Annotated in this window: 9 protein-coding genes; 5 read left to right on the forward strand and 4 right to left on the reverse strand. The window is 67.2% G+C overall.

All coding sequences use genetic code 11. The features are described 5' to 3' along the window. Positions 1-124: 124 nt before the first annotated feature. Positions 125-2,254 (forward strand): Xaa-Pro dipeptidyl-peptidase, encoded by a 2,130-nt coding sequence (locus tag EV648_RS35855; RefSeq protein ID WP_158294162.1) that lies wholly within the window; start codon positions 125-127, stop codon positions 2,252-2,254. A gap of 11 nt (positions 2,255-2,265) precedes the next feature. Here the strand turns inward: EV648_RS35855 and EV648_RS35860 are convergent, their stop codons facing one another. Beyond that, on the reverse strand, positions 2,266-2,862 hold the full coding sequence (locus tag EV648_RS35860; RefSeq protein WP_132299812.1) for an endonuclease V: 597 nt from the start codon (positions 2,860-2,862) through the stop codon (positions 2,266-2,268). 501 nt (positions 2,863-3,363) lie between these two features. Between EV648_RS35860 and EV648_RS35865 the strand changes: the two genes are divergently transcribed. From EV648_RS35865 to EV648_RS35875, 3 genes are read left to right on the forward strand one after another with little or no spacing between them, the layout of a single operon-like run. Further along, complete coding sequence (locus tag EV648_RS35865) at positions 3,364-5,247, forward strand: glycosyltransferase (protein ID WP_158294163.1); 1,884 nt, start codon at positions 3,364-3,366, stop codon at positions 5,245-5,247. Further along, on the forward strand, positions 5,244-6,857 hold the full coding sequence (locus tag EV648_RS35870; RefSeq protein WP_132299816.1) for a glycosyltransferase family 39 protein: 1,614 nt from the start codon (positions 5,244-5,246) through the stop codon (positions 6,855-6,857). The genes EV648_RS35865 and EV648_RS35870 overlap by 4 nt, the downstream gene beginning before the upstream one ends. Further along, the gene (locus EV648_RS35875; protein ID WP_158294164.1) at positions 6,854-7,861 is read left to right on the forward strand and encodes a glycoside hydrolase family 6 protein; all 1,008 of its coding nucleotides are present in this window, start codon (positions 6,854-6,856) and stop codon (positions 7,859-7,861) included. Before EV648_RS35870 ends, EV648_RS35875 begins: the two co-directional genes overlap by 4 nt. A gap of 117 nt (positions 7,862-7,978) precedes the next feature. Here the strand turns inward: EV648_RS35875 and EV648_RS35880 are convergent, their stop codons facing one another. Then, positions 7,979-8,878, reverse strand: coding sequence for a LysR family transcriptional regulator (locus EV648_RS35880; RefSeq protein ID WP_132299818.1), 900 nt, complete (start codon positions 8,876-8,878; stop codon positions 7,979-7,981). A gap of 605 nt (positions 8,879-9,483) precedes the next feature. Here EV648_RS35880 and EV648_RS35890 point away from each other — a divergent pair. Then, positions 9,484-9,906, forward strand: a complete 423-nt coding sequence (locus EV648_RS35890) for a PPOX class F420-dependent oxidoreductase (RefSeq protein ID WP_241995932.1) — start codon at positions 9,484-9,486, stop codon at positions 9,904-9,906. A 111-nt stretch (positions 9,907-10,017) separates the two neighbouring features. Here EV648_RS35890 and EV648_RS35895 read toward each other — a convergent pair whose 3' ends face one another. Both EV648_RS35895 and EV648_RS35900 read right to left on the reverse strand, forming a co-directional pair. Beyond that, entirely contained in the window at positions 10,018-10,746 is a 729-nt protein-coding gene (locus EV648_RS35895) for a hypothetical protein (protein WP_132299820.1), read from the reverse strand. A 58-nt stretch (positions 10,747-10,804) separates the two neighbouring features. Beyond that, positions 10,805-11,632 (reverse strand): MIP/aquaporin family protein, encoded by an 828-nt coding sequence (locus EV648_RS35900; RefSeq protein ID WP_132299822.1) that lies wholly within the window; start codon positions 11,630-11,632, stop codon positions 10,805-10,807. Positions 11,633-11,645: the final 13 nt, after the last annotated feature.

Consider the following 11,645-nt stretch of genomic DNA (forward strand, 5'->3'; position numbering starts at 1 on the left):
AGCGCCGTTGAGGGCATCGCGACAGCGCGCGGGCCTCCAAGGCCAGACTGTTGCGGTTCCGACTCTGTCGCCGCATGATGCAGAGGTTTCGACGTGTTGGACGAACGCAGAGGGGCGAGCAGCGATGAGAACTCGACTTCTGGCGGCCGTCGCGGCGACCGCCCTAGCGACCGCGGTAGCGGCGAGCCCTGCGTCGGCGCTTGCGACGCGCACTGTCACGACCGAGGCAGAGACGCCTGCGGTCCCGACATTCGTCAATGGCCTTGCGCAGGCCGTGTTCTCGGCCAACCCCGCCGACTGGTACAGCGGTGAGGTGTGGGTCCAGGCGTCGTTCGACAGCGACAACGACGGCAAGCTCGACCGGATCCACGTCGATTTCACCGCACCGCCCGAGGTTCTCACGGACGGCCTCAAGGTGCCGGTCGTCTTCGAGGACAGCCCGTACTACGCGGGAACGGCGCCGGACTACAGCAACTGGGCCGTCGACCACGAACTCGGCGCACCCCCGTCGTCGAGGCCGGCAACACCGTTCTGGACGGCGGTCAACACCAGCCCCACGATCAGTACCAGGTACGAGTCGACCTGGGTGCCGCGCGGCTTCGCCGTAGTACACGCGGAGTCGCCCGGTACCGGCTACTCCGACGGTTGCCCGACCTCGGGTGGTACGAACGAGACACTGGCCGCCAAAGCTGTGATCGACTGGCTCAACGGCCGGGTGCCGGCGTACACGACGCGCAGCGGGAGCACGCCCGCGGCCGCGTCCTGGACGACCGGCAAGGTCGGCATGATCGGCACTTCCTACAACGGGACCATCCCGGAGGCCGTGGCGACGACCGGCGTCGAGGGGCTCGACGCCATCGTGCCGATCTCTGCCATCTCCGACTGGTACGACTACTACCGCGCCAACGGCATGGTGCGGGCGCCACACTCCTCGTCCAACCCGACAGGCAACAACAACGCCTTCCAGGGCGAGGACCTCGACGTCCTGGCGGACGTCGTGTACTCACGTGTCGACGAGGCCGGGCAGCGCACGATCTGCCAGCCGGAGATCGACTACATCGAGGCGCACATCGATCGAGCCACCGGCAACCGCAGTGGGTTCTGGCAGGAGCGCAACTACATGAAGGACGTCGAGAACGTCCACGCCGCGACTCTGCTTGCCCATGGCAACAACGACTTCAATGTCATGACGAAGAACGCGGCGCAGTTCTACGAGGCGCTCAAGAAGCGGGACGTGCCGCACATGTTCTACTTCCACCAGGGTGGTCATGGCGGAGCACCGCCGGACGTGCTGATCAACTACTGGTTCACCCGCTACCTCTACGGCGTACAGAACGGCGTCGAGTCGCTGCCTCGCTCATGGGTCGTCCGCGAGGCCGCGTCCTGTCCACCGCGCCAGACGACTGTGACTGGCGATCAGTCGAACACCGTGACGCTGGCTGTTGCGGACACCAGCCCGTTCGGGATCGGCTTCGTGCTGACGGTCCCGCAGACGAACACCGACGGCACGATCACGAACACGACGCGCCTGATCACGGACATCCCGGACGCCACCCACCTGGTACTGGCATCGGCGGTGGCCACCGGAACTGGCCAGAAGGTCGCTGACGGCACTGTCGTGAGCCTTGTCTGTAGCACTGCCAACCCGACCCCGTACGCCGAATGGCCAGACCCCACCTCGAGCGAGGTCGCACTGCACCTCACACCAGGGGCCCCGTCGCGCGGCGGACTGACAATCGCACCACCGGTCCCGGGGAGCCCGACAGAGACCCTGACCGATGACGCGTCGATCGCCGCGCTCACCTCAGCCAACACTGCCACCTCGAACGTGCGGCTGATCTACCAAACGCCGGTACTCACGCAGCCCCTGCGCATCAGCGGTACGCCGACGGTCTCGTTACAACTGGCGTTCAGCAAGTCAAGAGCGAATCTGACCGCCGCGCTGGTGAGCTATCCACCGACAGGCAACGGCACGATCCTCACGCGTGGCTGGATCGACCCGGCCAACCGCAACTCCGACCGGGCCGATACCCCGATCAGGCCGGGCCGGATGTACCGGATGGACTTCGACATGCAGCCGAAGGACACCGTCGTACCGGCCGGGAACCGGCTGGCGGTGATGGTCGTTTCCAGCGATCGCGACTTCACCATCCGGCCGCCGGTCGGGACGCAGCTGACCCTCGACCTGGCCCGCAGCTCGCTCACGGTCCCGGTGGTCGGCGGCTCGAAAGCGCTGGCCGGCGCCATCGGCTGAGAAGACGAGGCCTACTGCCCTGCGCGAGCACGGCGGGCCGCCTGCCTGGCGGACCTCAGTGGCTCCGGGGTCCGGCGCCCGGCGAGTGATGCCTCGACGACCCGGACGCTGACCTCCAGATCGGTCCGCCAGGCAGGGTGCACGACCAGTGGCCGAGTTCCTGGTCTGGTTCGGAGCCAGGTCGCGACTTGGTCGGTGCCAATGGTCAGCGGTGAAGTCGCGCCGGCCTCGTCCGCGGGCCACACCCCGGTGGCCAGCAACGGGCGGTGTGTCACACCCACTGTGGGCAAGTCGAGCGCCGCCCCCAGGTGCAATGCCAGCCCGGCCCGCCGCGGATGGTCATCTCCGGTCGCATCCAGGAGCAGTACCTCCGGCCAGGGCGTAAGGCGCCGCACGACGTCCTCGAACTGCGGACCGAGCCGCAGGGCCAGCATCCCAGGCACGTACGGACCTGACGCGTAGCCGCCGACCACCCGCTGCCCGACAATGCGACCAGCGTCAACGACGACCGCAGCGGCCCACAGCGGATCGCCCGCAGCCCCGGGGCCTGACAGCCCGCGACGAAAGCAGACCCAGCAGGCGCCCACGAGGTAGCTGGCCGCTGGCATCCAGAGCGCTGGTGTCTCCCGTGCAAGTCTGTGCTGCTGGGATGCGAGCTCAGCCGGATCCGTCGGCCACAACCTAGGTACTCCTCACTCATGCAGGTTAGCGCCGCACGAGTCCCGCGACAGTTCGGCGACCGGAAACATCTTCAGCCCGTTGGGCCTCCCGCCGTCGGAACCGACCACCGCCGCGTCCTGGCCGTACCTCGCTACTGCAATCGTGAAGCGGAACCAGACACGGGTGTCAAACGATCGCGTTGGTCACCCGGTCCATCATTCGCGCCGAGTCCTCGTGTCCTCGTGCCGGTCCCTCATCGCGCACATGAATGCAGCTCTCCGCGTCGGGAACTGCACTCGGTGTCATCGCACAGCCTGCTTGCTGGTTGCGGCATCGAGTCGCGCTCTGTCACCCCGTTCACATCGTCGAATGGAAGCCGGAGTCCGGGGCACCGGAAGCTACCTGGGGCGAAGCTAGGAAGGACCCCTGTGCGATCTCGAAGGGCGCTTGTGCGCAAGCGCGAAGTCTCGCTGTTCCTGCTCATTGGCGGCGGCGTCGCCGTGCTCGGGCACGCGCTGTTGGCGATGCTGATCGGCGCGGGTGTCGGCGCTGACCTGGCGAACGCGATCCAGATCGTGCTGACCCTCCAGCTGAGCTTCCTGGCCCATGACTTCCTCACCTGGCGCCGGCACACGTTCGATCGTGCCGCCCGCCGCTACGGCCGCTGGTGGCGCTTCCAGACCGCCCGGGGCGCCAGCGCGGTGCTGAGCCTGGTTGGCTTCCCGTTCCTCGCCCCCGTCGTCGGCATCGCCCCGGCGTATTGGGGGCTGCTTATCACCGGGACCGTCGCGAACTTCTGCACTGACCGGTTCTGGTCGTTCACCCACCACAAGTCGAGGACCTCCATGCCTACTCCGCCCGTCGCCTCCCGCTTGGCCCGGCCGGCGACCAGGGCGGCACTGGTTGGCGCGGTGCTAGCGATGCTGGCCTTGGCCGTTGTGTTCGTCGACGCGTTCCTTGTCGTGGTGTCGCTGTTCATGCTGCTCGTCGCGGTGACCACGCTGGCGTTCCAGCTCTACAAGTGGTGGCGGCCGGAGAACAACGATCCGGGACGGTACGGCGACCCCGACGCACCTCAGCTGCCGGGGGTGATCCTGGTGCCGATGCGGCACGAGGAGGCCGTTGCCGGGCACACGCTGGAGCGATTGGCCAACCTGGACCACCCGGACTACTGGGTGATGCCGATCATCGATCATCCGGACGACCCGGGCACTGCGGCGATCGCGCACGCGAAGGCGGCCGAGTACCCGGATCGGGTGCTGGTGGCGGCGTACCCCGAGGACACCGACGTCCACAACAAGCCGATCGGTCTCAATGCCGCGGTCCGGCTGCTCGAGGAAACGGGCATCGACTATGAGTGGATCGGCATCGCCGATGCCGAAGACCTGTTCCATGCTGGGCTGCTGCGCATGGTCGACTACCGCTTCCGTCACACCGGCGCGGGCATCGTGCAGTGCGGCGTGCAGCTGATGAACTTCAGCGCCCACCCGGCCCAGCTGCCATTGCCCGCCGGCCGGTTGCCACGGCTTCGGCGTTGGCTGCGGGCCAACGCGTCGGGCTGGTGGCGCGCGGCCAACGTGCTGGAGTACTACAAGTGGTTCCAGTCCCGGCTCAAGCTGCAGGCCGCCGCCAAGGTGATGCCGCTGGGCGGCAACACCGTATTCTTCCGGCGCCGGTTCCTCGACGCACTGCACATGCGGTACGGCGCCTCCTGGGACGAGGACTGCCTCACCGAAGACTGCAAGATCGGCATCGTCGCCTCGGTGCTCGGATACTCGGTCGACGTGGTCTACATCGACGAGATGGTCACCCGCGAGGAGACACCGGACACCCTGGGCGGCCTGGTCCGGCAGCGGGTGCGCTGGATGCAGGGCTTCATCCAGGTCTTCACCCAGGGTGAGTGGCTCGAACTGCCCAGGCCGTGGCAGAAGGTGCTCGCCGTCTACGTCCTGGGTTTCCAGTTCTTCCAGGCCTTCGCCATCGTCTTCGCGCCGTTCGCCCTGGCTCTCGCGGTGGGCCACAAGTCCCCGGTCGCGGTGGCACTGCTGGCCACCATCCCACTGGGGCTCGGGCTGCTCACCACCGCCCTGGACCTGCAGATGCTGCACCAGTTCGGCCGGACCTTCGAGCAGAAGGTACGGCTGCGCGACTACCTCGGAGTAGCCCTCGGCGCCTACCCGTATCAGGTCATGCTGTCCGTGGCCGGGCTGTGGGCACTGCTGCGGCACCTGCGGGGGCGCAACAACTGGGTGAAGACCACCCACTCCGGCGCGCACCTGACGGCACCCGGCCACGTCGACGCCCGGGTGTTGGCGCCGTCGGAGGCTGCATGACCGACGCGACGCTGGACCTCCCGGACATCACCGAAAACGCCCGGGCGCCGTCGCTGCGCCGCCAGATCCGGCGCGGCGCTCAGACGTGGATCGCGCGGCACCTGATCAGCCTGGTGATCCTGTTGGCGTTGCTTGCCCTTGTCGGGGCAGTGCACGGCATCGGCATGTCGACCTTCCCTGGGTACGTCGACGACCCCGGGACCTACCTGTCGCAAGCCTGGTCCCTGCAGTACGAGCACCGACTGTCGCCGTACTCCTACTTCTACGACCACGCCCCGGCGGGCTGGATCCAGATCGCGGCATGGTCAGGACTCACCAACGGCTTCGACCGGTACGACTCGGCGATCGCCTTCGGCAACGAGTGCATGCTGATCGCAAAGCTGGTCAGCATGGCCCTGCTGTTCGTGCTCGGCCGGCGGCTCGGCTTCGGCCGGATCGCGGCCACCGGCGCCGCGCTGCTGTTCGGGCTGTGCCCGCTGGAGCTTGTCTACGGGCGGTGGACGTTCCTCGACAACCTCGTCACGCCCTGGCTTCTGCTGGCGTTCGTGCTGACCTACTCGCCGCGGCGCAGCATCGGCGCCGCAGTCGGCGCGGCGATGGCGTTCGGCATGGCGGCACTCACCAAGGAAACCGCACTGGTGCTGCTGCCGGCGTTCGGCTGGGCGGTGCTGCAGAACCTGGACCGGCGCAACCGGCCCCAAGTGCTGGTCACCTCCGTCTTCGCCGGTGCGTTCCTGATGGGTCTGTATCCACTGTTCGCGCTGCTCAAGGGCGAGCTGCTGCCAGGACCAGGACACAACAGCCTGATTGGCACGGCGATCTGGCAGCTTGCCGGCCGCGCCGCCAGCGGCTCGGTGCTCGACCCGGACAGCGCGACCGCCGACCAACTGCACGGCTGGCTGCAATACGACCGGTGGCTGCTGCTGCTAGGCCTGGCCGCGATCCCAGTCGCGTTGCTGGTACGGCGGTTGCGACCGGTCGCGCTGGTGCTGATCATCCAGTGGCTGGTCATGGTCCGCGGCGGCTACGTACCGTTCATGCACGTCATCAACCTGCTGCCGTGGAGCGCGCTGCTGGTCGCCGGCGCAGTCAGCACCATCGCCGGAAACCCGACCCTCGTGCCACCCGGATGGCTGCGAGCGGCGAGCGGCGCCGCGCATCGCGCGCGGGTCGGTGTCGCCGTATTGCTGACGCTCGGCCTGGTCACCGTCACCACTGTGTCCTGGGCTCCGCGCCTGCGGCCGATGATGACCGTCACTCAAGAACAGCCACTGCACTCAGCCACCACATGGCTGGCCGACAACGTCCCGCGGAACAAGGTCATCGTCGTACACGACAGCATCTGGACCGACCTCGTCCACCGCTACGGCTTCAACCCGCGGCCGATCATGATCTACAAGTTGGACAGCGACCCCGCGGTCCGCGACAACCTCGGACGCGTCGACTACCTGGTCGTGCCCGACTGGTACTACCGCACCGGCGACGCGGCGCAGAAATACCCGACCCTGGTGGAGGCACGCAAGCACGCCGTCGCAGTGGCGACCTTCGGCGCTGGTACCGACCGGGTCCAGATCTACCGTGTCAGCGACCACTGGAAGCCGCCGACATGACCGGCCGATACCGCCGACTGGTCGCCGGAATGGTGACCATCGCGGCGCTCGGCGTCGGGTGTGGCCGCCAGCCCGACACCTCCCTGCACCCCGACCCGCCGAACATCCGGTACGCACCCCTTCGTCACCCCTTCCACGACGCGACCCTGTACGTCGACACCAACACCGCCACCACCCGTTGGCAGAAGGCGCACGGCGCGGACTGGCTGGATCCGATCACCAGCCGCCCCCAAGCCCGCTGGATCAACAGCCCCCGTGACCTGGCCGGGGTGCCACGCATGGTCACCCGCGCCAAGGATCGCGGGGAGCTCCCGGTCTTCGTGGCCTACTACATCCCCAACCGCGGCTGCACCGACTTCAAACAGGGCGCGCCCGACGCGGCGGCGTACGACGCATATCTCCGCGACCTGGTCGACGCCCTCGGCGCGGTCTCCTCGGTGATCGTGCTCGAACCGGACGCGGCCACAGCCGACTGCTACAACGCCGGCCGCGGCAAACTCCTCGCCCGCGCGGTCAAGGCATTGACCAGCGCCGGACACTCGGTCTACCTCGACGCCGGACACTCCCGCTGGCGCTCCCCCGGCGAGATCGCGACGCGGCTCCTGCAGTCCGGGATCGCCGACGCCGAAGGATTCGCGGTCAACGTCGCCAACCGCCAAACCACCACCGACAGCTACCGCTGGGGCCTCGAACTGTCCGACCTGGTCGGCGACCGCGACTTCATCATCGACACCTCCCGCAACGGCTCCGGCCCACCACCGGACGACCCAGGGCGCGACGATGAATGGTGCAACCCACGGAGGCAGGCACTCGGTGCCCCGCCGCAGATCACCCACCGCCCGCACCTCGCCGCACTCCTCTGGATCAAGGCTCCCGGCGAATCCGACGGAAAGTGCGGCGGCGAGCACACGTACCTGTTCTCTCCTACCCAGGCCAGCAACCTCATTGCGGCCGCACGATGGCTGCCACAAGCAGAACGCGCCGCCGCCCGGTCGGCCTCCTAGCGATCAGCTGCCAAGTCCACGAGACCGGTTGTGGCGGCTTCGCGAAGCCGACAAGGTGGAATGCGATCGCGAAGATCGCGGTCACGACGGCCGGGCAGGCAACGGCCCGCCAGGCGCCTAGGCCGACTCCTGCTTGGTGAGTTCGCGCGCGGCTTCGACGGCGATGTCGATGGCGCGGGTCGCGAGTGGCGATTGGGTGCGTCCGGCCGGCCAGTACAGGTACAACTCGCGCGCGGGTGATGGTTGCAGTTGGTGGATGCTGAGTCGGTCGTCGGACCAGGCATCGGATCCGTGCAGGGCGAGCCATGGCAGCACCGCCGAGCCTATGCCCGCCCGCACCATGGACAAGATGGTTTCGTGGCCGACGGTTCGAAACACGATCCGTGGCTGTGCGCCCGCGCCGGCGAGCGCTCGCTCCAACCAGGTTTGGTGATAGGTGGTAGGCCAGGCGACCATCGGAGCATCGTCGAGCAGCTTCACCCGTACTGGACCATCGGGGAATGCGCCGGCGCCGGCCACCAGGAGGTAAGGCTCGTCGAGCAGCTTGACGTGCCCGACGTCGCCTTGGATCCGGCCGTCGTAGAACAACAGGTCGAGATCTCCGATCTGCGGATCCTTCGGTTCCACGTCGGACAGCCTGATGTCGCAGCCGGGGTGCTCGTCCAGCAGCCGGCGTACGACGGCCGGCAGGATCAAGTTGGACACGCTCTGGAAGGTACCGATGTCGATCCGGCCGCTACCCGCCCTGAAGCGATCGACGGCGTCGGCCAGGACCTCCGCCTTCGTGAGCAGATCGCGGCCGTGGGCCAGGACCACCTCGCCAAGGGGAGTGATCCGTACCGGCCTGGGACCTCCGGGCCGGTCAAAGACGGCGCCACCGAGGGCCCGCTCCAGCGCGGCTATCTGCTGGCTCACCGACGATTGGGTGTAGCCAAGCCGGGCCGCCGCTCGCCCGAACGTTCCTTCCTCGGCGATGGCAGCCATGGTCCTCAGGAGGCGCAGCTCGACATCCGCCATGAGCAATATGATAGGCCATGGCGATTGTCTTGATCGGGAATGATCGCTTTTCTTGATGCGTCGACCAACCTAGCGTCAGGGGTATGGCGACCTACGGCACAGTCACATCGGCAGCCGGAACTGACCAGGCCCGACCGTCCCGGCCACGCTGGGGGCCGGCAAACCTGGTCTGGGCGCTGGCGGCACCGGATCGGCCGACGCCACACCATGCTGGTCGGATTCCTGGGAACAGCCATCGCGCTGATCTTGCTGGGGTCGGCGGAGACCATGCAGGCGATCTGGGCGGCGGCCGTCGGAGTCGGGTTGATGACCGATCTGTTCCGCCCAGCCGGGTCGGCCGCGGTCGCGTGGCAGATACATGGAGGTCGCCTCCACCATGTGGAGTATCGGCGCCGTGCTCGGCCCTCTGCTCGGCACTGTCCTGCTCGACCATGCCGGATGAACCGGACTGGGAACGGCGTCTGCGCTCACCGGGATCGCTCTCTTCGCCTGCCAACAGGCACTTTCGCCGGCGCTGCGCTGCCGAACCACGGCACAAGGTGAACACCGCCCAGCGCCACCGTCAGCGGGGAAATCGCAACATCGAAACGAAAGGAACCACACCAATGACAACAATGACCGACAACGAATGGCGATCCTTCCTCACAGCGGGAACAAGGCTTGCCCACATAGCTCTCACCCGCCACGACGGGCGACCCCACATCACCCCGATCTGCTTCATCCTCGACGGCGACGAACTCGCCTTCGCCCTATCCCCTGGGAGCGTCAAGGGCAAAAGCCTGGCCCGCGACCGGCGAATCGCACTCTGCGTCAGCGATGAGCGGCAACCGTACAGCTTCGTCACCATCGAAGGAGAGGCGCAGGTCTCCGCCGAGCCAGAACAGGTCAAACACATCGGCGCACGCATCGCCAACCGCTACTATCCCTCCCAACCCGCAGAGGACTTCGCTGAATCATTCGTACAGGCAGGCTTCACCGCAGTTCGGATCAGCATCACCAACGTCATCGCACGATCCGGCCTCGGCTAAGTCCGATGAGGTCGTCGAGTCAGCTGACCAGACCAGCAAGCTCGCAGGACGTGTCGCCGACCTGGAGGAACATGTGATGCGCCTCGCGCTGAGCGGGCTATTTCGATCTGATCAATCCTCTGATCGATGCTCGTCCGCCTCACCCGAAGCGGGCAGAAGCGAATCCGATACCGACCTCTGTACGTCGAAGGCTTCGGTCTTGGGGCCGGACCGCTGGGACAGCCACAGCATGTAGGACTTGGATTCATCGAGACCGGGTTCAGTACCGCCGGGCAGGGGGCGGTCGAACAAGAGCTGGGCAGTGGCCTCGAGTGCGCTTCGAAGCAGATCGGCAGGACCGCTCGCCTCGAACCCCAGGGTCCACCAGTCTTGGCCGATGGTGCTGACCTCGGTAAGTTCCACGTTGCACTGCGGCTCCTGGTCCAGCCCGGAGGCGCGCGCCACGATGTGTCCTCCGGCCAGTGAGAAATGGCTGATGCGTCGCCTTTTGCGTAGCGGCTGCCAGCCCGCCGGGCAGCCGCTGTACTGGTCGGGCGGGCTGACGGGAAAGGACCACTTCTGCCAGGACTCCATGCGTCCGCGGGCGCGGCCCGCCACCTCCAGGAGTCCCGGGCTCCCGTGGTACATCTTGACGTCCAGTGACCTACCCCCGCGGACCTTCACTGAAAGCCCAGGCAACCGCGGATCCAGCAGGTAGCTGTCCTCGCGTGACTCCGTCCCGATCGGGAACCGCCCGAACCATCCGATCACTGCAGTCTTCAGCCGGCCCGGGAAGATCCAGCGCACTTCCAGGCTGCGGAGTCCCTCGCCGGCGAGGCCCTCAGGCAGTTCAGCCGTCATCGACACACGCTCCTGACGCTGGCCGGACGCCAGATCTCTGTTGGGCTCTCTGCTCAGCTCAGTGGCTGTCTCGGGTTGGGGTGCCAGTCATCGGCAGGGCACCGCCCTCAGCGGCCGCGAGCTCGTCCTTGTCGGGCCGCCCGCGCACGGTTCCGATGATCGCCACGGCGATGGCGGCCCCGAGCACTGGGCCTGCGATATAGACCCACCAGCCTGTGTAGTCGTTGCCGACGATGTCGGGCCCGAGGGTACGGGCCGGGTTCATGGACGCGCCGCTGATCGGGCTGGCGAACAAGCCGAGCAGGGCGACCGTCGAGCCGACCGCGATAGCCGCATTGTGGCCGATGCTGCGGCCCCCGGTCGCAGTGTTGAGGATGATGCTGGCCAGGATCGCGGTCAGGACGGCTTCCATGACGAACGACTTCCACTCCCCGCCGGGAGTGTTGATCGGGTAGTTCCCGCCCGTGCTGACGTCGCCGAACATCAACTCCAGGAACAGTGCGGCACAGATGGCCCCGGCGAACTGGACCAGCCAGTACGGCACCACCCATTTGGTGGGAAACACTCCGCGGCCGGCAAAGGCGAAGGTCACAGCGGGGTTGATGTGGAGTCCCGACAGTGGGCCCCAGGCGTAGATCATTGCCATCACCACCGCCCCGGGCGCGATCACCGCCGCGGTCCTGCTGATCGGTTCGTTGCCCACGTAGTGGTTGATCACACCCGACCCGGCCGCCACGGTCACCAGTACGAAGGTGCCCAGAAACTCGATGATCAGCCGGATCCACAACGGCCGTTGTCGCAGGGTGTCTTCCTCGAACCGGATGAAGTACCTGCGCCTCAGGGACGCTTCGTGCTCAGCATCGGGATCGATGGCGGGTTCTGCCATGGCGCGTATCCCT

Source organism: Kribbella sp. VKM Ac-2568, assembly GCF_004345365.1.
In the GTDB taxonomy this organism is placed as follows: Bacteria; Actinomycetota; Actinomycetes; order Propionibacteriales; family Kribbellaceae; genus Kribbella; species Kribbella orskensis.

Excerpts from the sequence above, each read along its gene's own strand:
- EV648_RS35855 (WP_158294162.1), top strand. The coding sequence starts at position 125 with ATGAGAACTCGACTTCTGGCGGCCGTCGCGGCGACCGCCCTAGCGACC.
- EV648_RS35860 (WP_132299812.1), bottom strand. The coding sequence starts at position 2,862 with ATGCCAGCGGCCAGCTACCTCGTGGGCGCCTGCTGGGTCTGCTTTCGT.
- EV648_RS35870 (WP_132299816.1), top strand. The coding sequence starts at position 5,244 with ATGACCGACGCGACGCTGGACCTCCCGGACATCACCGAAAACGCCCGG.
- EV648_RS35875 (WP_158294164.1), top strand. The coding sequence starts at position 6,854 with ATGACCGGCCGATACCGCCGACTGGTCGCCGGAATGGTGACCATCGCG.
- EV648_RS35880 (WP_132299818.1), bottom strand. The coding sequence starts at position 8,878 with ATGGCGGATGTCGAGCTGCGCCTCCTGAGGACCATGGCTGCCATCGCC.
- EV648_RS35890 (WP_241995932.1), top strand. The coding sequence starts at position 9,484 with ATGACAACAATGACCGACAACGAATGGCGATCCTTCCTCACAGCGGGA.
- EV648_RS35895 (WP_132299820.1), bottom strand. The coding sequence starts at position 10,746 with ATGACGGCTGAACTGCCTGAGGGCCTCGCCGGCGAGGGACTCCGCAGC.
- EV648_RS35900 (WP_132299822.1), bottom strand. The coding sequence starts at position 11,632 with ATGGCAGAACCCGCCATCGATCCCGATGCTGAGCACGAAGCGTCCCTG.